This is a genomic window from Streptomyces sp. LS-MS-L19 (genome assembly GCF_058382285.1).
The window spans coordinates 1,997,588-2,023,300 of sequence record NZ_JBYCLL010000001.1 but is presented as its reverse complement, the minus strand read 5'-3'; the positions used below and the strand labels follow the sequence as shown (position 1 = coordinate 2,023,300).

At 71.6% G+C, this 25,713-nt stretch carries 27 protein-coding genes; 12 read left to right on the top strand and 15 right to left on the bottom strand.

The annotated features are described in order from the left end of the window. Window positions 1-98 precede the first annotated feature (98 nt). Window positions 99-818, bottom strand: coding sequence for an ArsR/SmtB family transcription factor (locus AC2XR2_RS08850; protein WP_391196121.1), 720 nt, complete (start codon window positions 816-818; stop codon window positions 99-101). A gap of 35 nt (window positions 819-853) precedes the next feature. Next, window positions 854-1,495 (bottom strand): TetR/AcrR family transcriptional regulator, encoded by a 642-nt coding sequence (locus AC2XR2_RS08845; protein ID WP_330267968.1) that lies wholly within the window; start codon window positions 1,493-1,495, stop codon window positions 854-856. A 77-nt stretch (window positions 1,496-1,572) separates the two neighbouring features. Here AC2XR2_RS08845 and AC2XR2_RS08840 point away from each other — a divergent pair, with 77 nt between their 5' ends. From AC2XR2_RS08840 to AC2XR2_RS08830, 3 genes are all read left to right on the top strand, one after another. Beyond that, window positions 1,573-2,727, top strand: a complete 1,155-nt coding sequence (locus AC2XR2_RS08840; RefSeq protein WP_491518422.1) for an acyl-CoA dehydrogenase family protein — start codon at window positions 1,573-1,575, stop codon at window positions 2,725-2,727. Window positions 2,728-2,786: 59 nt separating this feature from the next. Beyond that, a complete protein-coding gene (locus tag AC2XR2_RS08835; protein WP_330267970.1) occupies window positions 2,787-3,074 on the top strand; it encodes a YiaA/YiaB family inner membrane protein in 288 nt (95 codons plus the stop codon). A 118-nt stretch (window positions 3,075-3,192) separates the two neighbouring features. After that, window positions 3,193-3,819 carry a TetR/AcrR family transcriptional regulator gene (locus AC2XR2_RS08830; protein WP_330267971.1) on the top strand — a complete coding sequence of 209 codons (627 nt, stop codon included), beginning with the start codon at window positions 3,193-3,195 and terminating at the stop codon, window positions 3,817-3,819. 4 nt (window positions 3,820-3,823) lie between these two features. Here AC2XR2_RS08830 and AC2XR2_RS08825 read toward each other — a convergent pair whose 3' ends face one another. Further along, window positions 3,824-4,285 (bottom strand): MaoC family dehydratase, encoded by a 462-nt coding sequence (locus tag AC2XR2_RS08825; protein ID WP_449350079.1) that lies wholly within the window; start codon window positions 4,283-4,285, stop codon window positions 3,824-3,826. A gap of 106 nt (window positions 4,286-4,391) precedes the next feature. Here AC2XR2_RS08825 and soxR point away from each other — a divergent pair, with 106 nt between their 5' ends. Together soxR and AC2XR2_RS08815 are read left to right on the top strand one after the other, a co-directional pair. Further along, the gene (gene soxR / locus AC2XR2_RS08820) at window positions 4,392-4,913 is read left to right on the top strand and encodes a redox-sensitive transcriptional activator SoxR (protein ID WP_330267972.1); all 522 of its coding nucleotides are present in this window, start codon (window positions 4,392-4,394) and stop codon (window positions 4,911-4,913) included. Between the two features lie 169 nt (window positions 4,914-5,082). Beyond that, complete coding sequence (locus AC2XR2_RS08815; RefSeq protein ID WP_491514725.1) at window positions 5,083-5,814, top strand: hypothetical protein; 732 nt, start codon at window positions 5,083-5,085, stop codon at window positions 5,812-5,814. On the opposite strand, the gene AC2XR2_RS08810 is transcribed toward AC2XR2_RS08815, so the two are convergent. Together AC2XR2_RS08810 and AC2XR2_RS08805 are read right to left on the bottom strand one after the other, a co-directional pair. Next, complete coding sequence (locus tag AC2XR2_RS08810; protein WP_381299420.1) at window positions 5,760-6,482, bottom strand: 3-keto-5-aminohexanoate cleavage protein; 723 nt, start codon at window positions 6,480-6,482, stop codon at window positions 5,760-5,762. The two genes, AC2XR2_RS08815 and AC2XR2_RS08810, sit on opposite strands and share 55 nt — an antisense overlap. Window positions 6,483-6,567: 85 nt before the next feature. Next, window positions 6,568-7,170, bottom strand: coding sequence for a hypothetical protein (locus tag AC2XR2_RS08805; protein ID WP_330267975.1), 603 nt, complete (start codon window positions 7,168-7,170; stop codon window positions 6,568-6,570). Between the two features lie 222 nt (window positions 7,171-7,392). Here AC2XR2_RS08805 and AC2XR2_RS08800 point away from each other — a divergent pair, with 222 nt between their 5' ends. After that, window positions 7,393-10,173, top strand: a complete 2,781-nt coding sequence (locus AC2XR2_RS08800; RefSeq protein WP_491514724.1) for a penicillin acylase family protein — start codon at window positions 7,393-7,395, stop codon at window positions 10,171-10,173. Between the two features lie 32 nt (window positions 10,174-10,205). Here the strand turns inward: AC2XR2_RS08800 and AC2XR2_RS08795 are convergent, their stop codons facing one another. Together AC2XR2_RS08795 and AC2XR2_RS08790 are read right to left on the bottom strand one after the other, a co-directional pair. Further along, entirely contained in the window at window positions 10,206-11,519 is a 1,314-nt protein-coding gene (locus tag AC2XR2_RS08795; protein ID WP_491514723.1) for a serine-threonine protein kinase, read from the bottom strand. A gap of 72 nt (window positions 11,520-11,591) precedes the next feature. Next, window positions 11,592-12,827 (bottom strand): exo-beta-N-acetylmuramidase NamZ family protein, encoded by a 1,236-nt coding sequence (locus tag AC2XR2_RS08790; RefSeq protein ID WP_491514722.1) that lies wholly within the window; start codon window positions 12,825-12,827, stop codon window positions 11,592-11,594. 162 nt (window positions 12,828-12,989) lie between these two features. On the opposite strand from AC2XR2_RS08790, the gene AC2XR2_RS08785 reads away from it, so the two are divergent. Genes AC2XR2_RS08785 through AC2XR2_RS08775 form a run of 3 tightly spaced genes read left to right on the top strand, consistent with a single transcriptional unit; the run spans window position 12,990 to window position 16,047 of the window. Beyond that, complete coding sequence (locus tag AC2XR2_RS08785) at window positions 12,990-13,763, top strand: SDR family NAD(P)-dependent oxidoreductase (protein ID WP_491514721.1); 774 nt, start codon at window positions 12,990-12,992, stop codon at window positions 13,761-13,763. After that, a complete protein-coding gene (locus tag AC2XR2_RS08780; RefSeq protein ID WP_491514720.1) occupies window positions 13,760-15,427 on the top strand; it encodes a class I adenylate-forming enzyme family protein in 1,668 nt (555 codons plus the stop codon). Before AC2XR2_RS08785 ends, AC2XR2_RS08780 begins: the two co-directional genes overlap by 4 nt. Before the next feature lie 26 nt (window positions 15,428-15,453). Continuing rightward, window positions 15,454-16,047: a TetR/AcrR family transcriptional regulator gene (locus AC2XR2_RS08775; RefSeq protein ID WP_381299426.1), complete on the top strand. Its 594-nt coding sequence runs from the start codon at window positions 15,454-15,456 to the stop codon at window positions 16,045-16,047. Between the two features lie 6 nt (window positions 16,048-16,053). On the opposite strand, the gene AC2XR2_RS08770 is transcribed toward AC2XR2_RS08775, so the two are convergent. The 6 genes from AC2XR2_RS08770 to AC2XR2_RS08745 form a co-directional block, all read right to left on the bottom strand. Next, complete coding sequence (locus AC2XR2_RS08770) at window positions 16,054-17,268, bottom strand: acyl-CoA dehydrogenase (protein WP_491514719.1); 1,215 nt, start codon at window positions 17,266-17,268, stop codon at window positions 16,054-16,056. Window positions 17,269-17,273: 5 nt separating this feature from the next. Next, window positions 17,274-18,317, bottom strand: a complete 1,044-nt coding sequence (locus AC2XR2_RS08765) for a phosphotransferase family protein (RefSeq protein ID WP_381299428.1) — start codon at window positions 18,315-18,317, stop codon at window positions 17,274-17,276. A 165-nt stretch (window positions 18,318-18,482) separates the two neighbouring features. After that, window positions 18,483-18,779 carry a hypothetical protein gene (locus AC2XR2_RS08760; RefSeq protein WP_330267984.1) on the bottom strand — a complete coding sequence of 99 codons (297 nt, stop codon included), beginning with the start codon at window positions 18,777-18,779 and terminating at the stop codon, window positions 18,483-18,485. Window positions 18,780-19,046: 267 nt separating this feature from the next. Beyond that, the gene (locus tag AC2XR2_RS08755; protein WP_381299429.1) at window positions 19,047-19,370 is read right to left on the bottom strand and encodes a DUF202 domain-containing protein; all 324 of its coding nucleotides are present in this window, start codon (window positions 19,368-19,370) and stop codon (window positions 19,047-19,049) included. Next, entirely contained in the window at window positions 19,367-19,759 is a 393-nt protein-coding gene (locus AC2XR2_RS08750; protein WP_330267986.1) for a YidH family protein, read from the bottom strand. The genes AC2XR2_RS08755 and AC2XR2_RS08750 overlap by 4 nt, the downstream gene beginning before the upstream one ends. Window positions 19,760-19,804: 45 nt before the next feature. Then, the gene (locus tag AC2XR2_RS08745) at window positions 19,805-20,908 is read right to left on the bottom strand and encodes an endonuclease/exonuclease/phosphatase family protein (protein WP_491514718.1); all 1,104 of its coding nucleotides are present in this window, start codon (window positions 20,906-20,908) and stop codon (window positions 19,805-19,807) included. Between the two features lie 87 nt (window positions 20,909-20,995). On the opposite strand from AC2XR2_RS08745, the gene AC2XR2_RS08740 reads away from it, so the two are divergent. Both AC2XR2_RS08740 and AC2XR2_RS08735 read left to right on the top strand, forming a co-directional pair. Continuing rightward, window positions 20,996-21,691 (top strand): response regulator transcription factor, encoded by a 696-nt coding sequence (locus AC2XR2_RS08740; protein ID WP_381299430.1) that lies wholly within the window; start codon window positions 20,996-20,998, stop codon window positions 21,689-21,691. 10 nt (window positions 21,692-21,701) lie between these two features. Beyond that, on the top strand, window positions 21,702-22,823 hold the full coding sequence (locus AC2XR2_RS08735) for a sensor histidine kinase (RefSeq protein ID WP_381299431.1): 1,122 nt from the start codon (window positions 21,702-21,704) through the stop codon (window positions 22,821-22,823). On the opposite strand, the gene AC2XR2_RS08730 is transcribed toward AC2XR2_RS08735, so the two are convergent. After that, the gene (locus AC2XR2_RS08730; protein ID WP_381299432.1) at window positions 22,798-23,313 is read right to left on the bottom strand and encodes an NUDIX hydrolase; all 516 of its coding nucleotides are present in this window, start codon (window positions 23,311-23,313) and stop codon (window positions 22,798-22,800) included. The two genes, AC2XR2_RS08735 and AC2XR2_RS08730, sit on opposite strands and share 26 nt — an antisense overlap. 106 nt (window positions 23,314-23,419) lie before the next feature. Continuing rightward, entirely contained in the window at window positions 23,420-24,313 is an 894-nt protein-coding gene (locus tag AC2XR2_RS08725; protein WP_330267991.1) for a DMT family transporter, read from the bottom strand. 448 nt (window positions 24,314-24,761) lie between these two features. Here AC2XR2_RS08725 and AC2XR2_RS08720 point away from each other — a divergent pair, with 448 nt between their 5' ends. Further along, window positions 24,762-25,712 (top strand): hypothetical protein, encoded by a 951-nt coding sequence (locus tag AC2XR2_RS08720; RefSeq protein ID WP_491514717.1) that lies wholly within the window; start codon window positions 24,762-24,764, stop codon window positions 25,710-25,712. The last annotated feature ends 1 nt before the right edge of the window (window position 25,713 follow it).

The following is a 25,713-nucleotide window of genomic DNA, read 5'->3' as shown; positions in this document are numbered from 1 at the left end:
GATTTCGGACCCGTTGATTGCCGTCCGCGGGCTCGTCGTGGCTGGTCGCGCCCACGCGGCGGCGCATATCGACCCGGTCCCGCGCCCCTGAAGGGCGCTCAGCGCAGCGTTGGCCCGGAAATCCCCAAGAGGTCCTCCAGTGCCTGTTCTCCTGCTGCGGTCACCTTCACCGCCCGCTCCGAGCCGATGCGGACGCACCAGCCCTCGGCGAGCGCGTGTCGGCACAGGGCCGCTCCCGCGACCCCGGCCAGATGCGGGCGGCGTTCCGTCCAGTCCAGGCAGGCCCGGGCCAGGGGGCGGCGACCGGTGCGGACGAGGGGGATGCCTGTCTCCTCGAACCACTTCAGCCCCGCCTCCGTCAGCGCGAAACCCGTGTCCTGGCGCAGCAGTCGACGCGTCGTCAGGGCGTCCGTGACCGCGATGCCCAGGCGCCCGGCCAAGTGGTCGTAGCACGTGCGGCCCCGGGCCATCGCCGAGCCCGCGCTCGACTCCCGCAGGCTGCGGGGGCGTTGGACGGTGTCCGGGGAGACCTGGGCCGCCAGGTCCTCCACCAGGTGGGCCACCCGCGCGTCGGCCAGGCGTACGTACCGGTGGCGGCCCTGGCGCTCCTCGGTCAGCAGACCGCCCGCGACCAGCTTGCCGAGGTGTTCGCTCACGGTCGACGCGGCGACTCCCGCGTGGCGTGCCAGCTCACCCGCCGTCCAGGCCCGGCCGTCCAGCAGGGCCAGGAGACAGGCAGCCCGGGTCTCGTCGGCGATGAGCGCGGCGAGCCTTGCCAGCTGGGGTGCCTGCGGGTCCTTGGTCATGGCATCCAGCATGCGGGAGCGATGCTTCGGCGCTCACCGAACTGTGGCTATCCGGTGCGTCCGACCTGCTCGTACTGCTGCGCCAGTCCGTCCAGCAGGGCCCCGAGACCCGTCTCGAAGGCCCGCTCGTCGATCTTCTCCTGCTGTTCGGCGAGGAGATGGGCCTGGCCGAGGTGGGGGTAGTCGGCCGGGTCGTACGCGCTCGCGTCGTCCACGAAACCGCCGGCGAAGGAGCCGAGCGCCGAGCCCATGATGAAGTAGCGCATCAGCGCGCCGATGGAGGTGGCCTGCGCCGGGGGCCAGCCCGCGTCGACCATCGCGCCGTAGACCGCGTCGGCGAGGCGCAGCCCGGCGGGGCGGCGGCCCGGGCCCTGGGCGAGGACCGGCACGATGTTCGGGTGGTCACGCAGGGCCGCACGGTAGGAGACGGCCCAGTCGTGCAGGGCGGTCCGCCAGGGACGGCCGTCCTCGAACATCGACAGGTCGACCTGGGCGCTCACCGAGTCGGCGACCGCCTCCAGGATCTCGTCCTTCGTGCGGAAGTGGTTGTAGAGGGACGGACCGCTGACCCCGAGTTCCGCGGCGAGCCGCCGGGTGGACAGGCCCGCCAGGCCCTCCGAGTCCACGAGCGCGCGGGCCGTCTCGACGATCCGGTCGGTGCTGAGGAGGGGCTTGCGCGGTCGGGCCATGGCGCACATAGTAGGGCTGCGAACGACAAACTAGCAGTGCTAATTTAAAGGTGTATCTCTCACAGTGGGGTGATCTCGTGGTCGACCTGGGGCTCAGCGAGGAGCAGACCGCCGTCCGGCGGCTGGCGCGGGACTTCGTGGACCGTGAGATCGCCCCCCATGTCGTCGCCTGGGACCGCGCCGAGGAGGTCGACCGTTCGATCGTCAAGAAGCTCGGCGAGGTGGGGTTCCTCGGGCTGACGATCGACGAGGAGTACGGCGGCTCGGGCGGCGACCATCTCGCGTACTGCCTGGTCACCGAGGAGCTCGGGCGGGGTGACTCCTCGGTGCGCGGGATCGTGTCCGTCTCGCTGGGACTGGTCGCCAAGACGGTCGCCGCGTGGGGGAGCGAGGAGCAGAAGCGGCGCTGGCTGCCGGGTCTCACCTCCGGCGAGTACGTGGGCTGCTTCGGCCTCACCGAGCCGGGGACCGGCTCCGACGCCGGCAACCTCGTCACGCGTGCGGTGCGGGACGGGGACGAGTACGTCATCGACGGCACCAAGATGTTCATCACCAACGGGACCTGGGCCGATGTGGTGCTGCTGTTCGCCCGCTCGACGGACGAGCCGGGGCACAAGGGTGTCTCCGCGTTCCTCGTGCCGACCGACACCCCCGGTCTGACCCGCCGGACCATCCACGGCAAGCTCGGGCTGCGCGGACAGGCGACCGCCGAGCTGGTCCTGGAGGGGGTGCGGGTGCCGGCCTCCGCGATGCTGGGTGCCGAGGGCAAGCGGTTCTCCGTCGCGATGTCCGCGCTGGCCAAGGGGCGGATGTCGGTGGCGGCGGGGTGCGTGGGGATCGCCCAGGCCGCGCTGGACGCGGCGGTCCGGTACGCCGGTGAGCGCGAGCAGTTCGGGAAGCCGATCGCGGGGCACCAGCTGGTCCAGGAACTGATCAGCGACATCGCCGTCGACGTGGACGCGGCACGGTTGCTGACCTGGCGGGTGGCCGATCTGATCGACCGCGGCCGGCCCTTCGCCGTGGAGTCCTCCAAGGCCAAGCTGTTCGCCTCGGAGGCGGCGGTGCGGGCCGCGAACAACGCGCTCCAGGTGTTCGGCGGCTACGGCTACATCGACGAGTACCCGGCGGGGAAGCTGCTGCGGGACGCACGCGTGATGACCCTGTACGAGGGCACGAGCCAGATCCAGAAGCTGGTGATCGGGCGGGCGCTGACGGGTGTGTCGGCGTTCTGAGTACGGTCTGAGTACCTGAGCGGATGTGGCGGGGGTCACGGACGGCCGAGACTCCTGCCATGAGTGACACACCGGTCAAGCAGCAGAACACGGCGGCCTTCTACGGACAGGCCGTCGCCTCCTTCGCCGTGGCCATGGCCGCCACCGCGATCGGCATCTTCCGGCTGAACGCCGACGCCTGGGTGCGCGGCTTCCTCGCCATCGCCGTCCTGTATCTCGTCACCTCGGCCTTCACCCTGGCCAAGGTCATCCGCGACCGCCAGGAGGCCGGCCAGATCGTCAGCCGGGTCGACCAGGCCCGCCTGGAGAAGCTCCTCGCCGAACACGACCCCTTCGAGAAGCTGTGAGCGGGGTCGGTGACCCCACCGACGCACCTCCCGGAGCTACCTCCCCGCACACTGGCTAAGCGCTCGCTCAGGTTCGGCGGTATGGTGGGGGCTCCGAACAGTGGGAGAGGGGCGTGTGATGAGTACGGCGGAGGAGACGGCCGGCGGCGAGACGTCGGCGTGGGGTGAGGTCACGCCCGACGCGGCGCGGCGGCTGCTCATCGCCGCGGTGGAGGCGTTCGCCGAGCGCGGCTACCACGCCACCACGACCCGCGACATCGCGGGCCGGGCCGGCATGAGCCCCGCCGCGCTCTACATCCACTACAAGACCAAGGAAGAGCTGCTCCACCGCATCAGCCGGATCGGCCACGCCAAGGCCCTGGAGATCCTCCAGGTCGCGGCCCGCCGCGAGGGCACCGCCACCGAGCGGCTCGCCGACGCCGTGAGCTCCTTCGTCCGCTGGCACGCCGGCGGCCGTACCACCGCCCGGGTCGTCCAGTACGAACTCGACTCCCTCGGCCCCGACGCCCGTGCCGAGATCCTCGACCTGCGCCGCCAGTGCGACGCCGAGGTGCGCGGGATCATCGAGGACGGCGTGGCCTCCGGCGAGTTCGACGTTCTCGACGTCAAGGGCACCACCCTCGCCGTGATGTCGCTCTGCATCGACGTGGCCCGCTGGTTCAACGTCGACGGCCCCTGGACGCCGGACGAGGTCGGCGCGCTCGACGCCGACCTCGTGCTGCGGATGGTGGGGGCGGCGAAGTAGCCGCTCAGAGGTAGTAGCGGGAGACCGACTCCGCCACGCACACCGGCTTGTCCCCGCCCTCGCGCTCCACGCTGAAGGCGACGGTGACCTGCACGCCGCCCGCCACGTCGTCGACGCCGGTGATCCGCGCGGTGGCGCGCAGCCGGGAGCCGACGGGGACCGGTGCGGGGAAACGGACCTTGTTCGTGCCGTAGTTGACGCCCATCGTCACGCCCTCGACCTTGATCAGCTGAGGTCCGAAGAGCGGCAGCAGGGACAGCGTGAGGTAGCCGTGCGCGATGGTCGTGCCGAAGGGACCCGCGGCGGCCTTCTCCGGGTCGACGTGGATCCACTGGTGGTCGCCGGTGGCCTCGGCGAACAGGTCGATGCGCTTCTGGTCGACCTCCAGCCAGTCGGTGTACCCCAGCTCCTCGCCCACCGCCGCCTTCAGGTCGTCCGCGCCCGTGAAGATCCTCGGCTCTGCCATGTCCCGGCCTCCTCGCCACATAGTCTCTAAGCGACTGCTTAGCATGGTCGGCCGGAGAGCCCCTGTCAACGGACCACGGGGTGAGGGCATGGGTAGGGTTCGAGGGGTGCCCCAGATTCCCGAGAAGATCCACGAGCTCACGGTCGGCCAGCTCGCCGCCCGCAGCGGCGCCGCCGTCTCCGCCCTGCACTTCTACGAGTCCAAGGGCCTGATCAGCAGCCGCCGCACCACGGGCAACCAGCGTCGCTACTCCCGTGACGCGCTGCGCCGGGTCGCCTTCGTGCGGGCCGCGCAGCGGGTCGGCATCCCGCTGGCCACGATCCGCGAGGCCCTCTCCGAACTCCCCGAGGAACGCACGCCCACCCGCGAGGACTGGGCGCGGCTCTCCGAGGCCTGGCGCTCCGAACTCGACGAGCGCATCAAGCAGTTGAACCGGCTCCGCGACCACCTCACCGACTGCATCGGCTGCGGCTGCCTCTCCCTGGACACCTGCGTCCTGTCCAACCCGGACGACGTCTTCGGCGACCGCCACACGGGATCGCGCCTGCTGGTGGAGCAGAGCGGGGGACGGCAGCGGAACGGGGGCCGGGCGCGGCGACCGGACCAGGAGACGGAGGGGTGCGGCTGAGCCGAGCCGGTGGTGGGGGACTCCCGCGTCCCTGGCGAACGCCGCATGCAGCGGAGGCCGGATCGCGGCGGTCCAAAAACCCGCTGGTCCCCCCACCCCGGCCCTGGTAGCGTCGCGATCTTCGGCCGGCGGCGACGCCGTGCCCGGAGTCCTGACGGGATCAACTCCCATGACGTCACCGGCCCTTGACGCGGCCCTCGCCGACATCGAGACGGTCTTCAACGGCTTCAGCAGCCCTACTGAGCAGGCCTGCGGGCTCTGCCACCTCCCGGAGGAGGCCGCGTACCTGCGCACGCCGTACACCCGGATTCCGGCGGACGTGCTGCGGATGTACACCTTCGAGGTGTCCGGCCACTTCGACGACCACGCGGCCGCGATGCGCCGTCTGCTGCCGCAGGGCGCGCGGGCGCTGGTCATGGGGGAGATGGAGCCGCTCGGCCTCGGCTTCCACGGACTCGCCGTGGTCGACTGGCGCACCTGGCCCGCGGAACAGTCCGCCGCCGTGGAGGCGTTCGTGCGCGCCTGGTGGGAGGAGATCCTCACCATGCCGAAGCCGCCGTACTGGATCGTCGAGATCTTCGAACTGTGCGCCTCGATCCTGCGCTCGGTCACCCCGCTGCTCGACCGCTGGCACGCGAGCCCGGTCGCCGACGGGCATCTCGCCGAGTGCGTCGACCGGTGGCTGGAGGAACTCCTCGTCGACGACTCGCCGTTCCACTGGTTCCTCTACGGCGAGGAGGCGGCCGTGGTCGATCTGCGGACCTGGCTCTCCCGGCACGCCCCCGACCGCCTGCTGGCCCGGGGTGAGCCGCACCTCGCGATCCGTGCCGAACTCCTCGGCCTGCCCTACGACGACCGCTGGGCGCACCCGTACTGGGCCAGTGCCCCGGCGATCAACTGAGCGTTGGACAGCGCGGGTTGGCCGTCCGGCAGGAGGAGCGTGTCCTCCAGGCCCATCCGGGTCGCGAGGCCGAGGCTCCCGGCCAGCCGCAGCACCGGCCACGCGCCGCCGTCCTCGCCGTGCAACAGCACGGGGCGGCCGTGGGCCGGGCCGAGTGCGGTGAGGAGGGTGTGTGCCGAAGCCTCCGGTGCCTCGGTGTCCATCACCTCGGCCAGGACCCGCAGCACCCTCGGCCCGAGCGGAGACACCGCGAACCGCTCGGCCGCGTCGGTCCCCGACCAGATGCCGGCCTCCACGCCGACCCCCAGGTCGAGCAGCGCCGCGGCCATCGACTCGGCACCGGGCTCGTGCCAGTTCACCGAGGCGTGGTCGGGCAGCACCGTCCAGGCCCGGACACGGGCGAGCCGGGCCGTCGGGTCCGGTTCGGCCCAGGCGCCGGTCGTCACCCCGACCGGGACCGACACCCGCGCACGGATCGCCTCGAGCGTCTCCGCGACCGCGCGCGGCGACAGAGTGTCCTGCCCGCACGGTGTCTTGGGGTGGACGTGGATGTCCGTGGCGCCCGCCGCCACGGCCTCGGCCGCCGACTCGGCCAGCGCCGAGGGCGTCAGCGGCACCGCCGACCCGTCGGCGGCCCCGCGCGGACCGTTGAGACACACCTGCACCATCACTCGATGATGCCAGCGGTCACCCCACGGACCGACAGAAACAGGGGGTGCGGCATCCCCGGCGCACCCCCAGCGCGCACTCGCTCTAGGCCGACATCAGCAGCCGTCCGCGCCTGGCGTCCGCCAGGGCCTCCGGGGTGAGCACGGGCCGCGGCACCAGGATTCCGCAGTCCGCGCAGACCGGACCGGTCGAGGGTTCGTGGTCCAGTTCGTACTTCCAGACGAGCCGCTCCCCGTCGCACACCGGGCACACCGCGCCCGGCTCGCGCTCCAGCGCGGAGATCAGCCGGCGCAGCACCTCCGCCAGCGGTTCATCGGGGTGGACGCGGGGGTCGTCGCACCACGCGACACCGAACCCGCCCCAGGTCAGCCGGTGCCAGTCGTCCACACTGCCCGGCCTGCGCAACCCGTCGTGCTTCTCCTTCTTGCGCCGCTCGGCGAACTCGACCTCGTAGGCGAGCCAGACCGAGCGGGCCTCCTCCAACTCCTCCAGTGCGGCCACGAGCCGCGCTGGGTCGGGGGAGCGGTCCTCGGGACCGAATCCCGCCCGGGAGCACAAATGGTCCCAGGTCGCCCTGTGCCCGTACGGAGCGAACCGCTCAAGGCACTTGCGCAGCGAGTAGCGCCGAAGCGCCAGATCGCACCGCGGATCTCGCACCTGTCTCGCCAGACTCCGGAAACCGGCCATCGCCCTGCACCTCCGTCACACCTGCACCTGTACTTCGGTCACTTCGGCGTCGTCGTTCGGACGTCGCCGAATAGACGTATCGACAAGCGATTTGGCTCCATCCGATTTCCGATGCCCTCCATAAGCCCACGCACCCCTGCCAAAACTTGACGCATGTTCATCTTCAATCCCGGGGATACCGGCGGTAACGTCCCGGCACACCCCCCGTCGGTTGGAGCTGCCATGCCTCGGCGTAACTCGCGCACCCTCCTTGACAGACTGAGAACTCCCGGCAGACTCTCCGGGTTCCTGAAGTCGGCATCCATATGCGTCCTGGTTGCGGGTCTTTTGTCCCCGCTCGCGCAGACCACGGCCACCGCGGCCGCCTCCAACGACTACTGCGGCGGCCAGTGTTCCGACATCCTGCCGCCCGGCGAGAACGGCAACGCCACCCTCGCGCAAATCCTCCTCAACCAGGCCTTCGGCAGTCAGCCCGACCACGCCGAGGACCAGCTCGGCCCCTACGCCAACCTGGCCAAGGGGTACCCCACGCTCACCAACTCCACCATCAATACGTTCTTCAACGACGCCTCGTTCGGGGTCCCCTCCGACCAGGTCGCCTCCACCCTCAGCCCCGCCGGCCGCACCGACGTGACGATCGTCCGCGACAAGAAGACGGGTGTGCCGCACATCACCGGTACCACCAGATACGGCACCGAGTTCGGCGCGGGCTATGCGGCCGCCCAGGACCGGCTGTGGCTCATGGACGTCTTCCGGCACGTCGGCCGCGGCCAGCTGACCGCCTTCGCGGGCGGCGCCGCCTCCAACCAGGGCCTGGAGCAGCAGTTCTGGCGCAACGCCCCCTACAGCGAGGCCGACCTCCAGGCGCAGATCGACAACGCGGTGGCGGCCAACGGCGCCCGCGGCCAGCAGGCACTCGCCGATGCCAACGCCTACCTCGCCGGCATCAACGCCTACATCGACGCCTCCGACAGCGGCCGCTACTTCCCCGGCGAGTACGTCCTGACCGGACACAAGGACTCCGTCACCAACGCCGGCACCATCGACCACTTCAAGATCACCGACCTGGTCGCGCTGGCCTCCGTCATCGGCGCCCTCTTCGGCTCCGGAGGCGGCGGCGAGGTCAACAACGCGATCTCGCTGATGGCCGCCCAGGAGCAGTACGGCGTGACGAAGGGCACCGAGGTCTGGGAGTCCTTCCGGGAGCGCAACGACCCCGAGGCCGTCCTCACCGTCCACAACGGCGAGAGCTTCCCGTACGCCGGCAAACCCGCGAACCCCCAGGGCGAGGCACTGCCCGACGCCGGTTCGGTGAGCACCGAGCCGCTGGTCTACGACGCCACGGGCACCGGCGCCGACCAGAGCGCGAGCGCGGCCTCCGCCACGGCGACCGCGAACGCCCTCACCTCGGCCAAGCGCGGCATGTCCAACGCGCTCGTTGTCAGCGGGAAGTACACCGCAAGCGGTCACCCCGTTGCCGTCTTCGGACCGCAGACCGGCTACTTCGCGCCCCAACTCCTCATGCTCCAGGAGATCCAGGGCCCGGGCATCAGCGCCCGCGGCGCCTCCTTCGCGGGGCTGAGCATGTACGTCGAGCTCGGCCGCGGCCAGGACTACTCGTGGTCCGCCACGACCTCCGGCCAGGACATCATCGACACCTACGCCGTCGAGCTGTGCCAGGACGACTACCACTACCTGTACCACGGCACCTGCACGGCCATGGACAAGATCGAGCAGAAGAACTCCTGGGCCCCGACCACGGCCGACGGCACCGCCGCGGGGTCGTACACGATGCGGGTCTGGCGCACGAAGTACGGGCCCGTCGAGTACCGGGCGACCGTCGGCGGCAAGAAGGTCGCCTACACCACCCTGCGCTCCTCCTTCATGCACGAGGCCGACTCGATCATCGGCTTCCAGATGCTGAACGACCCCGACTACGTCAAGAGCCCGCAGACCTTCCAGAGTGCCGTGCAGCACATCAACTACACCTTCAACTGGTTCTACGCCGACTCCTCGCACACCGCGTACTACAACAGCGGCAACAACCCGGTGCGCGCGTCCGGCGTCGACGCCGAGTTCCCGGTGTGGGCGCAGTCGGCGTACGAGTGGAAGAACTGGAACCCGACCACCAACACCGCCGACTACACCCCGGCCTCCGCGCACCCCAACTCCATCGACCAGGACTACTACATCTCCTGGAACAACAAGCAGGCGCTCGACTACGCGACGGCCTCCTGGGGCGACGGTTCCGTGCACCGCGGCAACCTGCTGGAGGACCGGGTCAAGAAACTGGTCGCGGCCGGCGGGGTCACCAGGGCCTCGCTGGTGAAGGCCATGGCGGACGCCTCCCTCGCCGACCTGCGGGCCGAGGACGTCCTGCCCGACCTGCTGAAGGTGATCAACAGCTCGACGGTCACCGACTCCACCGCCGCGGCCGCGGTGACCAAGCTCCAGACCTGGCTGACGGCGGGCGGCAAGCGCACCGAGACCTCGGCCGGTTCCAAGAAGTACGCCGACGCCGACGCGATCCGGATCCTCGACGCGTGGTGGCCCCTGCTGGCCAAGGGCATCTTCGAACCGGGCCTCGGCACCGACCTGTACACCGCCTTCCAGGCCAACCTGCCCGTCGACGAGTCCCCGTCGGCCGCGCACGGCCCCACCGGCGCCCACGCGGGCAGCTCCTTCCAGTACGGCTGGTGGAGCTACGTCGACAAGGACGTCCGCGCGGTCCTCGGTGAGAACGTGCAGGGGCCGCTGGCCAACAAGTACTGCGGCGGCGGCAGCCTCAGCGCCTGCCGGGACATCCTCATCAGCACCCTGAAGACCGCGGCCGGCAAGACGGCGGCCCAGGTCTACCCGGGCGACGACCTGTGCTCGGCGGGCGACCAGTGGTGCGCCGACTCGATCGTCCAGCGCACCCTCGGCGGCATCAAGCACTACAACATCAGCTGGCAGAACCGTCCGACCTTCCAGCAGGTGGTGGAGTTCACCTCGCACCGGTAACACGCGCGAGTCGTGGGGCAGTTGGCGGCGGGTCAGTGAATACGGCCCGCCGCCAGCACCAGTTGGGCCAGTTCACGGTGGACGATGTCGCTGTGGGCCCCGGAGGGCGGCCCGCCGCGCCGGACCACGGCCGCCGCGTCGACGTTCACACAGCCCTTCCTGGGAAGCCTCCTGAGGGCGTCGGCGAGCTTCAGGGACGGCGTGCCGGGCACCGCCTGCACGCCGTCGTGGCCCATCGCACCCCATTTGGCGCCCAGCACCTGCCCGATGCCGAACTCCGCGACCCCCTGGGCGTCCCCCGCCATCCGGGAGGCCAGCGGATACAGCGTGCCGAGCGCCGAGTCATGGCTGGAGTAGCAGCACACCAGCGGCCCGTCGACCCGGTTCTGCTGCCCCTGGAGCACTCCTCCCGCGCGGCTGTCGTGCGGCAGCCGGGTCGCGAACGCGTAGTGGGAGAAGGCCCCTTGGAGCAGGGTGACCGACTTGACCGTGTGCACCCCCTCCGGCAGCCCGCGCAGCGCGAACGACACCAGCCGCCCGCCGAAGCTGTGCCCCACGAGATGCACCCGCACCCCGGGCGCCCGCTCGGCGAGCTGCCCGATCACCCGGCCGAGCCCGCGCTCACCGACCGTGCCCGCGCGCCGTTTCATCGCGTAGTACGTCCCCTGCCGCAGCAGTTCGTGCGCCCCGTCCCACGGGTTGGGAATCGTGAACCCCCGTGCCCCGTCGGGGGCTTCGAGATCCGCGATGGCCTGCGCGAACTCCTCGCACACGGTCGCCGTGGACCCGGCGAGGAACTCCGGCTCGTCCTGCGGCACCCCCTCGGCGAGCGTGTCCGCCCCGAACAGCGCCTGCGGCCCCGGCGGCACGATCTCCACCAGCAGCCGCACCAGCCGCCCGAATTCCTCCAACTCGGTTTCCTCCCGCGGCTGTTGGTCCAGCAACCGGGCCAACCGGTCGATCACCGTGGCCCGGCCGGGGAAGGTCTCCAGGAGGGCGTGCCGGGTGTCCTTGTCGAGCACCGGACGCGGCGGCAGCTCGGCGGCCACGGCCCGCGGGAAGTCCGGGATCGGCTCGTCCGAGAACCGCATCGACGGCCATACGACCCCCACGTACCCGAGCTTCGCCGCCGGCGCCAGCTCCGGGAACGGGGCGAAGAAGTGGCTGTAGAGCCGGGTCGCGCCCGAGCGGTCGCTGTTCCAGCCGTGCGAGAAGACGACCAGGTCCTCGACGCCCCGGGCCACCACCTCCGTGAGCAGCCGGTCCCGCCGGCCGGTGTCCGGGTCGCCGTCCGCGTCGAACGTCAGCTCCCAGTACGGCGTCACACTCATCGCCGGATCCGCCATGACGGGCCCCCTCGTCCCCCGCAGTGGTGCGCATCGTCCTACTACCGGGCGAAGTTGGCCATACGTCATGGCTCATCCGTAGAGGAGGTAATTCTTTCGAATCCGCCGGAACGCCCTCAGCTCGTCCCGCCAGCCGGCCACGACCTCGTCGGTGCTCGCGCCGGCGTCGATCATCGTGCGGACCCGGGTGGAGCCGGTGAGCCTGTCGATCCAGTTGTCGGAGCGCCAGGCGAAGCCGGACCAGGTCCTCTTCGCGGTCACGAGCAGTCCGACGCCGGTGCGGACGGGGTCGTACGCCTGCCGGTCGTGGACGTGGATCTGCACCCCGCCGATCGTCTTCCCCTGGAACTTGGAGAACGTGGGGGCGAAGTAGGCCTCCCTGAAGTGCACGCCGGGCAGGCCGAGTTCGTTCGCGGCGGCGGCCCAGCGGCCGTCCAGGCCCTCCGCGCCGAGGAGTTCGAAGGGGCGGGTGGTGCCGCGCCCCTCGGAGAGGTTCGTGCCCTCGAAGAGACAGGTGCCGGAGTAGACGAGCGCCGTGTCGGGGGTGGGCATGTTCGGGCTCGGCGGCACCCAGGGGAGCTCCCAGGCGTCGTAGAACTCCTCGCGCCGCCAGCCCGTCATCAGGACGGTGTCCAGGGGGACCGGGGTGGTGAGGAACTCGCCGTTGAAGAGGCGGGCCAGTTCGGCGACGGTCATGCCGTGCGCCTGGGAGATCGGCTGCCGGCCCACGAAGGTCGCGAACTCCCGGTGCAGGACCGGGCCCTGGGCCTGGCGGCCGGTGACGGGATTCGGGCGGTCCAGTACGACGAAACGCTTGCCGGCGAGCTGGGCCGCCTCCATGCAGTCGTACAGCGTCCAGATGTAGGTGTAGAAGCGGGCGCCGACGTCCTGGATGTCGAAGACGATCGTGTCCACGGCGGAGGCGGTGAAGATGTCGGCGAGGGGCTGGCCGCTCTTGAGGTACGTGTCGTAGACGGGGAGGCCGGTGGCCGGGTCGTCGTAGCGGCCCTCGGAGCCGCCCGCCTGCGCGGTGCCCCGGAAGCCGTGTTCGGGGCCGAAGACGGCCCCCAGGTTCACCCTCTCGTCGGCGTGCATCACGTCGACGATGTGGTGGACGTCTCGGGTGACGCCGGTGGGGTTGGTGACGATGCCGATGCGCTGGCCGCTGAGCTTGGCGTATCCGGATGCGGCTAGGTTCTCGAAACCGGTTCGCCTGCGGCTGGGCTTGGCCGCGGAGGCCGGTGGGGTCGAGGTGAGGGACGCCGTTGCCGTTGCTGCCGCTAGCAGGGTTCGTCTGGATAGGCGCATGAAGGGACCGTATGTGCTTCCGCGGGTAGTGGGGAGGCTGCGGGTGCTTCGTGGCTTGTCGCGCAGTTCCCCGCGCCCCCAGGTAGGTCTTCGTCACCCTTCCTTCCAACATACCGACCGGTTAGTCTGACCGGGCAGTCGAGCCGTAGTCGAAGGAGACCGATGGTGGAAGCCCTGCACGACGCCGGAGTGGTTGTTACCGGAGCGGGAGGTGGCATCGGGGCTGCTCTGGCCCGGAGGTTTGCTGCGGAAGGGGCCCGGGTCGTCGTCAATGACCTGGATGCCGGGCGGGCCAAGGCTGTCGCCGAGGAGATAGACGGGATCGCAGTGGCCGGGGACGCCTCCGCCGTGGTATCCGACGCGCTCGAAGCCCTGAACGGCGTGGTCGACGTCTACTGCGCCAACGCCGGTGTCGCCTTCGAGGGGGGCAACGCCGACTCGCCGCTCGACGAGCACGCCTGGGCCACTTCCTGGGACGTCAACGTCATGGCGCACGTACGGGCCGCCCACGCGCTGCTTCCGGCGTGGCTGGAGCGGGGCAGCGGGCGGTTCGTGTCGACCGTGTCCGCCGCCGGGCTGCTGACCATGATCGGGGCGGCTCCCTACGCCGTCACCAAGCACGGGGCGCTCGCCTTCGCCGAGTACCTGTCGCTGACGTACCGGCACCGCGGGATCAAGGTGCACGCGATCTGTCCGCAGGGCGTGCGGACCGACATGCTCGCCGCCACCGGGAGCGCGGGGGACCTGGTGCTCAAGCCGACCGCCGTGGAGCCGGAGGACGTGGCCGAGGCCCTGTTCCGGGGCATCGAGGAGGACCGGTTCCTGATCCTTCCGCATCCCGAGGCCGCCGAGTACTACCAGGCGCGGGCCGCCGCGCCCGACCGGTGGCTGGCCGGGATGAACCACCTCCAGCAGAAGTGGGAGGAGGCCCGATGAGCGACTCCCGGTACGCCGCCAAGCCCTGGCTCGGCCTGCTGAGCGAGGCCCAGCGCGGTCCGATCGCGCCCGACGACTCGCTGGTGCACGCCCTGCGGCGGGCCGTCGGCGAGGCGCCGGAGCGGCCCTTCCTGGCCTACTTCGACGGGCGGCTCAGCTACCGCGAGGTCGACGAGCTCAGCGACTCCGTCGCCGGGTACCTCGCCGCCCGCGGGCTGGAGCGCGGGGAGCGGGTGGCGATCCTGCTCCAGAACTCCCCGCTCTTCGTGCTCGCGCTGCTCGGCGCCTGGAAGGCGGGCGCGACCGTGGTGCCGGTCAACCCCATGTACAAGGCGGGCGAGGTCGGGCATGTGCTGCGGGACGGCGAGGTGGCCGCGCTGATCTGCTCCGACCGGGCCTGGGAGTCGTACCTGCGCGAGACGGCGGCCGGCTCGCCGGTGCGGATCGCGCTGACCGGGTGCGAGCTGGACTTCCAGACCCGCGGGGACGCGCGCGTGCTCGGCTTCGAGCGGCTGCCGCGGGCGGAGGACGCCGACGACCTGACCGCGGTCGCGCGCGCCGGGCACAAGGCGCCCGAGGGCCGGGAACTCACGCCCGCGGACATCGCGCTGATCAGCTACACCTCCGGCACCAGCGGCACCCCCAAGGGGGCCACCAACACGCACGGCAACATCATGTTCAACGCCGAGCGGCAGCGGACCGGACTCGCGCTGCCCGACGCGCCCGTGTACTACGCCCTCGCGCCGCTGTTCCACATCACCGGCATGGTCTGCCAGCTCGGGGCGTGCCTGAACAGCGTGGGCACGCTCGTGCTGACCTACCGCTTCGAGGCGGGCGTGGTGCTGGAGGCCTTCGCCGAGCACAAGCCGCACTACACCGTCGGCCCCTCGACCGCGTTCATGGCGCTGGCCGCCCACCCGGACGTCACCCGCGAGCACTTCTCGTCCTTCGTCAACATCTCCTCCGGCGGGGCCCCGCTGCCGCCCGCCCTGGTGGAGAAGTTCCGGGCCGGCTTCGGGCCGTACATCCGCAACGGCTACGGGCTGACCGAGTGCACCGCGCCCTGCGCCTCCGTGCCGCCGCAGCTGGAGGCGCCCGTCGACCCGGTGTCCGGGACGCTCGCGGTGGGTGTGCCGGGGCCCGACACCGTCGTACGCATCCTCGACGACCGGGGCGCGGAGGTGCCCTTCGGGGAGCAGGGCGAGATCGTCGTACGGGGACCGCAGGTCGTGCCCGGGTACTGGCGGCGGCCCGACGCGACCGCCGAGACCTTCCCGGACGGTGAACTGCGCACGGGCGACATCGGGTTCATGGACCCGCAGGGCTGGCTCTATGTCGTCGACCGCAAGAAGGACATGATCAACGCGTCCGGCTTCAAGGTGTGGCCGCGCGAGGTCGAGGACGTGCTCTACACGCACCCGGCGGTGCGGGAGGCGGCCGTCGTCGGGGTGCCGGACGGGTACCGCGGGGAGACCGTCAAGGCGTACATCAGCCTCCGTCCGGGTGCCGAAACCGACCCCGATGCGCTCGCCGCCTACTGCAAGGAGAGACTGGCCGCCTACAAATACCCGCGGCAGGTGGAGATCCTGCCCGACTTGCCCAAGACGGCAAGTGGGAAGATCCTCCGTCGGGAACTGCGTTCCCAACCGCAAGGCAGTGAATGACCTCCAGGAAGGCAGGTGGCGGCACAGTGCCCAGGACGACGGACGGAGACGGTACGCCCGTCCCGCAGCGGCTGCTGGCCGCCGCCACCCGGCTCTTCGCCGAGCAGGGCTACGACCGCACCTCGGTGCAGGAGATCGTCGAGGCGGCCGGCGTCACCAAGGGGGCGCTGTACCACTACTTCGGCTCCAAGGACGACCTCCTGCACGAGGTGTACGCGCGCGTGCTGCGCGTCCAGCAGGAGCGGCTCGACGCGCTCGCGGGCACCGACGAGCCGATCGAGAAGCGGCTGCGGGCCGCGGCGGCCGACGTCGTGGTCACCACGATCGAGAACCTCGACGACGCGATGATCTTCTTCCGGTCCATGCACCACCTCAGCCCGGAGAAGAACAAGCAGGTGCGGGCCGAGCGGCGGAAGTACCACGAGCGGTTCCGGGCGCTGGTCGAGGAGGGCCAGTCGGCGGGCGTCTTCTCCACGGCGACCCCGGCCGACCTGGTGGTGGACTACCACTTCGGGTCCGTCCACCACCTGTCCACCTGGTACCGCCCGGACGGACCGATGAGCCCGCAGGAGGTGGCCGACCACCTGGCCGACCTGCTGCTGCGGGCTCTGCGGCCGTAACAGCCCCTACAGGTACTTCTTCAGCTCCCGCCGGGCCAGCGACCGCTGGTGCACCTCGTCCGGGCCGTCCGCGATCATCAGGGTGCGGGCGCCGGCGTACAGCTCGGCCAGCGGGAAGTCCTGGCTGACCCCGCCCGCGCCGTGCAGCTGGATGGCCCGGTCGATGATGTCGACGACCGCGCGGGGCGTGGCGATCTTGATGGACTGGATCTCGGTGTGGGCGCCCCGGTTGCCGACCGTGTCCATCAGCCAGGCCGTCTTCAGGACCAGCAGCCGCAGCTGCTCGACGGTCACGCGCGCGTCGGCGATCCAGTTGTGGACCACGCCCTGCTGGGCCAGTGCCTTGCCGAAGGCGTTGCGGGACACCGCCCGGCGGCACATCAGCTCGATCGCCCGCTCGGCCATGCCGATCAGCCGCATGCAGTGGTGGATCCGGCCCGGGCCGAGGCGGGCCTGGGCGATGGCGAAGCCGCCGCCCTCCTCGCCGATGAGGTTCGACGCCGGCACGCGCGCGTGGTCGAAGATCACCTCGGCGTGGCCGCCGTGGTAGTGGTCCTCGTAGCCGAAGACCCGCATCGCGCGCTCGACCGTGACGCCCGGGGTGTCGCGCGGGACCAGGATCATGGACTGCTGGCGGCGGATGTCCGCGCCGTCCGGGTCGGTCTTGCCCATCACGATGAAGATCTTGCAGTCGGGGTTCATCGCCCCGGAGATGTACCACTTGCGGCCCGTGACGACGTAGTCGTCGCCGTCGCGCTCGATGTAGGTGGTGATGTTGGTGGCGTCCGAGGAGGCCACCTCCGGCTCGGTCATCGCGAACGCGGAGCGGATCTCACCGGCCAGCAGCGGCTCCAGCCACTGCTTCTTCTGCCGCTCGTCCCCGAACTGGCTCAGCACCTCCATGTTGCCGGTGTCCGGCGCCGCGCAGTTCAGCGCGGTGGGCGCGAGCTGCGGGGAGCGGCCGGTGATCTCGGCGAGCGGCGCGTACTGGAGGTTGGTGAGCCCCGCGCCGTACTCGGCGTCGGGCAGGAAGAGGTTCCACAGGCCCTGCCTGCGCGCCTCCGCCTTCAGCTCCTCCACCACGGCCGGGGTGTCCCACGGCGAGGCGAGCTCGGCGCGCTGCTCCTCCGCGACCGCCTCGGCGGGGTAGACGTACTCGTCCATGAAGGCGAGCAGCTTGGCGCGCAGCTCCTCGGTGCGCGCGTCGAACGCGAAGTCCATGCGGATCAGCCTTCCTGGATGCCGTCGTGAAGCGTGGTCAGACCGTGCTGGATGAAGACCGGGACGAGGTCGCCGATGCGGTCGAAGCCGGCGCCGACCGTCTGGCCGAGGGTGTAGCGGTAGTGGATGCCCTCCAGGATCACGGCGAGCTTGAACCAGGCGAACGCCGTGTACCAGGACACCGCCGTCACGTCCCGTCCGGAGCGCTCCGCGTACCGCGCGACCAGTTCGGCCGGATCCGGGTGCCCCGGGGCCTGCGCGGTCGTCGACACCGGGGAGTCGGGCATGCCCAGCGGCATGCTGTACATCACCAACAGGCCGAGGTCGGTGAGCGGATCGCCGAGGGTCGACATCTCCCAGTCGAGGATCGCCTTGATCCGGTCGTCGTCGCCCATCAGGACGTTGTCGAGCCGGTAGTCGCCGTGCACGACGGTCGCCGCGGGGGAGTCGGGCAGGTGGCGGCCGAGGGCCGCGTGCAGCTCGTCGATGCCCGCCAGGTCGCGGTTGCGGGAGGCGTCCAGCTGCTTGCCCCAGCGGCGCAGCTGGCGGTCCAGGAAGCCCTCGGGGCGGCCGAAGTCCGCGAGACCGACCTCCGCGGGATCCACCGCGTGCAGCTCGACGAGGGTGTCGACGAGGGACAGCACGGCGTCACGGGTGCGCTGCGGGCCGAGGGGGGCGAGCTGGTCGGCGGTGCGGTACGGGGTGCCCTCGACGAACTCCATGACGTAGAACGGCGATCCCGGCGCCGCCTCGTTCCCGGGGTCCTCGCACAGCAGGACCGGCTCCGGCACCGGCACGCTCGTCGGGTGCAGGGCGCTGATCACGCGGTGCTCGCGCTTCATGTCGTGCGCGGTGGCGAGGACATGGCCGAGCGGGGGCCGCCGTACGACCCAGCGCGCGTTGCCGTCCGAGACGGCGTACGTGAGGTTCGACCGTCCGCCCTCGATCAGCCGGCCGGTCAGGGGGCCCTGCACCAGGCCGGGGCGCTCGCGGTCGAGCAGGCCGCGCAGCCGGTCGAGATCGAGGCCTGGCGGATGGTCGGGGCTCATCGGGGCTCCTTACGCGCGCGTGAACGTTTTCGACCATCATGCCGACTGGTCGGTATGTCGTCCAGAGGGGACGCTGAACGTGATCCGGCCCACGATAGGCCGACAGCTCCCCGGCCGGTGCGGCGGGGAGCTGTCGGCGGTGTCTCTCGGTGTCTTCCGGTCAGGTCAGTGGTCGTCCCAGTGGCCCTCGTGCTCGGCGTGCCGGTGGCCGTCGTGGAGGTAGTCGACGTGGTCGCCGTGCAGGACGCTCTCGTGTCCGCAGTCCTGGCCGTGCCGGTGGTCGTGACCGTCGTGCGAGACGTGCCCACCGGGTTCGCACTCGTCCCAGTGGCCGTCGTGGGCCCGGTGCAGATGCCCGTCGTGCGCGTAGTCGACGTGCCCCTCGTGCGGCACCTCGGTGTGCCCGCAGTCGGGACCGTGGACGTGCGCGTGGGAGGCGTGCTCGTGGTGGAGGGTGGTCATGAGGCTCCCCTTCGGAACGACAGTCGATGACGTCGCACAGGGTGCCACGGGCGGGGGGCATATGGGGCGATTCGGGTGGTGTGGCGTAGCGGTGCTGGATGGTGGGCTGCCCTGAGGGCCGGGGGTGGGGGTTCGGGCCGTGGGGGCGCGTCTTGAGTGAGGCCCCAGGGGCGCGGGGAACCGCGCGACCAGCCCCCACTCACGCGCAGCCGCCCGACGACCACACTCGGCGCCCCAGGCCCAGGCATGGGCGCCTCCGTGGCCCCCTCAGAACACCAGCGCCGCCCCGCACGCCGCCATCGCCACCGTGCACAGGACCGCCGCCGTCGCGTGTCTCGGAGGGAGGGCGGTCGGGGTGGCGGAGGCGGTCAGGGTGCGGATGCGGAGGTGGGCCAGGTACAGGAAGGCCAGCCAGAGGGCGCAGCACAGGGCGCAGGCCACCAGGCCCGCGGGGGACGGGCCGCCGTGCAGCACGGTCTTCACGGCGAGCACGGCGGCAACCGTGCCCGAGAGTGTCGTACGACGCCAGGCGAGCCGGGTGCGTTCGGGCTGGAGTCCCGGATCACGCCCACCGTCGGCGCCCCCGCTCACCCCTCCCACCCGAGGAGCACGACGGCGACCATGGCCACGGCCACCACCGCGACCACGAGGGACAGCAGTGCCGGGAACCGGGACGCCGGCAGATCCTCGCCCCGCCGCATCGCCCGCTCGCACCGCACCCAGTGATTGACCGCCCGCAACGAGCACAGCACCCCCGCCGCGAGCAGCGCGAGCGCCAGCCCGACCCGCCAGCCCCAGCGCAGGTCCGGCAGGAACTGGTCCACGGCGAAGCCACCGCCGATCAGGGCGAGCGCGGTCCGCAACCAGGCCAGGAAGGTACGTTCATTGGCCAGCGAGAACCGGTAGTCAGGGGTACGGCCCTCCTGCCGGACCTCCTCGGGGGCGAACCAGACGCGGACGTTCCGTGCGAAATCGATCACGCGCACGAGCCTATCGGCCCGGCTGCCGGAACCCGGCGCCGGTCCTCACCAGCTGATCCGGGCCGCCACCGGCAAGTGGTCGCTCCCCGTCGCCGGCAGCACCCACGAGCTGTCCGCCGTCACCCCTCCGACCAGGATCTGGTCGATCCGCGCCACCGGGAAGCCCGCAGGCCAGGTGAACCCGAAACCGTCTCCGGCCACGTCCTGGGCCGACCGCATCCGTGCGGTGAGGCCGGCGAACGCGCGGTCGTCCACGGTGCCGTTCAGATCGCCGAGCAGCACCACCCGCCTGTTCCGCTCGCCGGCGACGGCCGTACCGATGGCCCGCACCCCCCGGTCCCGTTGAGCCGTCCCGAAACCGTCCCTGGGCGTCACTCGCACGGACGCCAGGTGCGCCACGTACACCGCCAGAGGTCCCTGTCGCGTGGCCACCGTGGTGCGCAGTGCCCGCGTGGCGGCCGGGTCGACCGGCTTGGTGGCCGCCAACGGGCCGTAGTCCATCTCGATGTCGACCGCCCGGGTGTCCGACAGCGGCAGCCTGCTCCACAGCCCGACCGTGCCCAGCAGCGTGTGGAAGGGGTACGTCCTCGCCAGTTCCCGCTCGTAGACGCCGCCGGCCTCCGGGGTGATCTCCTCCAGCGCCAGCACGTCCGCGTCGGCGGCGACGAGGTCGCGGGCGGTGCCCGCCGGGTCGGGGTTGTCGGCGCCGACGTTGTGGCTGACCAGGGTGAGATCGCCACCGGAGCGGGACCTGTCGCCGAGGAGCCCGCCGAAGAGGTTCAGCCACACCATGACCGGCAGCAGCAGGGCGACCACGGCGGAGGCGGAGCGCCGCAGCAGCGCCCCGGCCAGCAGCACCGGGACGAACACACCGAGCCACGGCAGGAAGGTCTCCAGCAGACTGCCGAGGTGCCCGATCCGGTTCGGGACGCTCCCGTGCAGCAGCATGAGCAGGCCGAGCAGCAGCGCCGACGCGGCGAGCACCGGGCCGCGCTTCCAGGGCTCCGGGCGCAGTCCGAGGCGGAGCGCCCGGCGGGCGGAACCGTCCGGACCGGCGCCTTCCGCCGAACCGGCGCTTTCGTGATCGGTACGTTCCCGCCCGGTACGTTCCTGCCCGGTCTCGGGCGTGGGGTCGGCATACATGTGCATGCCGCCAGTCAAGGCGGCGCGATGTTGCGGGCCCGTATGCGGTTTTCGATATGCCGCCGATATACGGCGGTTCGTAGCATCGGGACCATGCGTGTGCTGATTGTCGAGGACGAGCCCTACCTGGCGGAGGCCATCCGCGACGGTCTGCGCCTGGAGGCGATCGCGGCCGACGTCGCGGGTGACGGCGGGACCGCGCTGGAACTGCTGGACGTCAACACGTACGACATCGCCGTCCTCGACCGCGACATCCCCGGACCCTCCGGTGACGAGATCGCCGAACGCATCGTGGCCTCCGGCAGCGGGATGCCGATCCTCATGCTCACCGCGGCCGACCGGCTCGACGACAAGGCATCCGGCTTCGAACTCGGTGCGGACGACTACCTGACGAAACCCTTCGAACTGCGGGAACTCGCGCTCAGGCTCAGAGCGCTCGACCGCAGACGCGCCCACAGCCGGCCGCCGGTGCGGGAGATCGCGGGACTGCGCCTCGACCCGTTCCGCCGGGAGGTCTACCGGGACGGTCGTTTCGTCGCGCTGACCAGGAAGCAGTTCGCCGTGCTGGAAGTCCTCGTCGCCGCCGAGGGCGGTGTCGTCAGCGCCGAGGAGCTCCTGGAGCGGGCCTGGGACGAGAACGCCGACCCGTTCACCAACGCCGTCCGCATCACCGTCTCGGCGCTGCGCAAACGGCTCGGTGAACCCTGGGTCATCGCCACCGTGCCGGGCGTCGGTTACCGCATCGACCCGCAACCGGGCGCCGGGGACGCGGGGGCGGGCCGTGGATAGGCGGCCCGGGGTGAGTGTCCGCCTGAAACTCACCCTCAGCTATGCCGGGTTCCTCATGGTCGCCGGTCTGCTGCTGCTCGCCGCGGTGTGGCTGTTCCTGCTGCGCTACGTCCCCGACCGCGCGATGCTCTACAACCCCGACGACGGACCCACGGGCGGTGTCTTCCCCATCCGCTCCGCCCTCCTGCAGGTCTTCGCCCCGAGGGCGGCCGCGGTGCTGGCGTTCCTGCTGGTGTTCGGCCTCGTGGGCGGGTGGATCCTCGCCGGCCGGATGCTGGCCCCGCTGACCCGCATCACCGAGGCCACCCGCTCGGCCACGCACGGCTCGCTCTCCCACCGGGTCCGGCTGCCGGGCCGCAAGGACGAGTTCCGTGAACTCGCCGACGCCTTCGACGCGATGCTCGCCCGGCTGGAGGCGCACGTCGCCGAGCAGCAGAGGTTCGCGGCCAACGCCTCGCACGAGTTGCGCACCCCGCTGGCCGTCTCGAAGGCCCTGCTCGACGTGGCCCGCGCCGACCCGCACGCCGACACCGGCGAGGTCATCGAGCGCCTGCACTCCGTCAACGCCCGGGCGATCGACCTCACGGAGGCGCTGCTCCTGCTGAGCCGTGCCAACCAGCGGTCCTTCACCCGGGAACCCGTCGACCTGTCGCTGCTCGCGGAGGAGGCCACCGAGACGCTCCTCCCGCTCGCGGAGAAGCAGGGCGTCACGGTCGAGACCGGTGGGGACGCCGCTCCGACCAGTGGATCCCACGCGCTGCTGCTCCAGCTCACGACGAACCTCGTGCACAACGCGATCGTCCACAACCTGCCCGACGAGGGGGTCGTGCGGGTCACGACCGGCGTCCGCGCCGGAGTCGCGGTGCTCACGGTCGAGAACACCGGTGAGAGGCTCACGCCGGCGCTGGCCGCCACCCTCACCGAACCGTTCCAGCGCGGCACGGAGCGGGTCCGCACGGACCACGCGGGCGTCGGCCTCGGTCTCGCGATCGCCAAGACCATCACCCAGGCGCACGACGGCACCCTCGCGCTCGTGCCCCGTCCGGAGGGCGGGCTCAGCGTCACGGTGGAGCTTGCGGCGGTCGGCGCCCCGGGGCCGGTGCCGGTCAGCCCATCGACCGGTACGCCTTGAGCCGCTCGTAGGCGGCCAGTCCGTCCGGCACCCACTCCCAGTCCCGCAGCCGTAGCTCCACCTCGTCCTCCGGCAGGAAGTCGTGCCAGGCGACCTCCTCCACCTGGGGGCTGACGGGGAGCTCGCAGCGGACCTCGTAGACCGCGGACCACCAGGTGTGGCCGGCGCCGTCGTCGTAGAGGAACTTGAAGAGGTACTCCGGGCGGGGCAGACCGCTCACCCCGAGCTCCTCCTCGGCCTCCCGCAGGGCCGCGTCGTCGTAGGACTCGCCCGCGCCGACCACTCCGCCCACGAACATGTCGTAGAGCGAGGGGAAGACCAGCTTGGTGGGCGTCCGCCGATGCACGAACAGCCGCCCCTCGGCATCCCTGGCCTGGATGAACACACACCGGTGCCGCAGCCCCTCGGCATACGCCGCACCCCGCGGGACCCGCCCGACGACACGGTCGTTCTCGTCCACGATGTCGAGAATCTCGTCAGCAGCACTCATGGCCCCCATCCAAGCAGGGGCCCACCGCAGTCCTGCCTCCCGACCACAGCCGCGGCACAGCGCCGCGCCCCGACCACAGCCACGGCATGCGCCCCCAGGCCGACCCTCAGCTCGGCTGAAGATCCCGCGCGGGCTCCGGCCGCTCCGCTCCGCTCGGCATCGCCGGATGCATCCCCAGCAGCACGATGCCCACGACGACGGCCGCGAGGCCCACCGCCTCCCAGGTCAGCGCGCCCGTGTCGGTGCGCAGGCGGTCGCCCAGGAAGCCCACGCCGCAGATGATCCCGGCGAGCGGCTGGGCCGCGGTCAGCGCGGGCAGGGACATCCGAAGGGGCGCGGTCTCGAACGCGCTCTGCACCAGGACGAGCCCGGTGACCCCGAGGGCCAGCACGGCGTACGGCTGCCAGCCGGTCAGCAGCTCCGCGAGGCCGCCCTCGGTGAAGCGCTGGCCGCTGACCCGGGTGAGGGCGTCCTGGACGCCGTAGAGGAGACCGGCCGCCAGGGCCAGCAGGACCGGGCCCGCGCTCAGGCGGGAGCGCTTGGCGTAGGTGGTGAGCAGCAGCGCGAGGCCGATCATCGCGCCGATGATCAGCCAGTGCCGGAAGGGGTCGGTGACCGCGGTGCCGCCGCGCGGCTCGCCCGCCACGATGAACGCGCTCACCCCGCCCGCGAGGAGCGCCAGGCCCGCCCAGCCCTGGCGGCCCAGCGGCTGCTTCGTCTGCCTGCGGGACAGGGCGAGGGCGAAGAGCAGGTTCGTGGCGAGCAGGGGTTCCACCAGGGAGACCTCGCCCTGGCCCAGCGCGATCGCGCCCAGCACCATGCCGGCCACCATCAGGGCGATGCCGCCGAGCCAGCGCGGCACCTTGACCAGGTCGAGCAGCAGCCGGGGCGAGAGGAAGTCGCTCAGCGGGGCCTGCCGGGCCGCGTTCTGCTGGAGCACGAACCCGAAGCCCAGGCAACAGGCCGCACTCACGGCGAGAATCAGAACCAGAACCGACACGCTGCGTACCTCGATCGTCCGGCCGGGCGGCGGGGTGGTAGTCGCCGACTGTAGCGTCCCAGTGCCCGGCTTGCCCCTGGGAGTACCCGCATCCGTACCGTCGATTCGGTCATCGCGCCCGTCTGGGCGGCGGGGGGTTCCCGCCATGGTGCGGGGCGGGGGAGGAGCACGCCATGGCGTACGCCACAGACGCCGGGCCTTGACCGGGTCCCACCAGCACCGGAACGTCACAACTTCCCCTCAGGTGTGGAGAGTTGACGCGTGTAACGCGTCTTCAACCCTTGACGCAAACCATGGGTGGGGGGTTGGCTGTCCGTGATCAGTCGATGGCGGTGCGAATCGCCCCCCCGAACCTGCCCGCATCGGCTGCCCCGCCTGCCCGTATCCGCGCAGGCACCCCTCCCGCCCCACCCGTCACGCCCCATGTTCCGTGAGGACAACCCACACGGTGTCGCCGCCCCCGCCCCCCTTCGGCCGCAGTCGAAAACGCGCCGCCCAGGCCTTCGACGCGGCCCTCGACGACGCCGAACTCATCGAGGCGCGCGCCGCGTTGGCGCAGGGCAGATGGCAGGCGGTGCGGTCGCTGCTCGCCCGCACGGGTGACGACTGGGACCGGCGCGGCCACCGGGTGACGGTGCTCGCCGCGGAGCCGTACAGCGAGCCCTGGGCCCGGGACTGGCTGGTGGCCGAACCGGACGCCCCCGACGCCGCCGTACTGCTCGCCCTCGCCCTGGTCCAGCGCGTCCGGAGCGGCAAGGGCAAGCCCGAAGCGGCCCGCGAGGCGTGCCGGACCGCGGCCCTGCGCGCACCCGCCGACCCGACCCCCTGGCTCGGTCTGCTCCTGCTGGAGCGCGACCTCGGCGCGGCGGACGCGGTGTCCGACGTGTTCGCCGAGATCAGACAGCGGTACGCCGACCACCACCACGCCCACCACCTGATGGTCGCCAGGCTGGCCGAGCGCCGTGCCGAGGCCGGTCCCGACCCGTTGCACGAGGTGTACGACTTCGCCAACTGGGCCGCCGACCAGGCGCCCGCCGACTCGCCGCTCGCGATCCTGCCGGTCATCGCGCACGCCGAGCGCTACCGCGCGCTGGCCGCCGCCGGGCACGAGCCGCGCGACCCGGCCGCCTCCGGGCACTGGACCGGCCGCCGGGCCCGGCAGGTGATGAAGTCGGCCTTCGACTGGTGGCTGGAGTGGGAGCACGAGGGCCACCCCCGCCGACTGGTCGACCTGAACTTCCTCGCCCACGCGAAGGTCTGCGAGGGCCGCGGCGCCGAGGCCGCCGCCCTCTTCCACCGCATCGGCGAACGCCCCACCCCGGCCCCCTGGTCCTATCCGGACCGTGAGCCGTACTCCGCCTTCCGTGCCGCCCGCGACAGCGCGCTCGGCACGGTGTAGC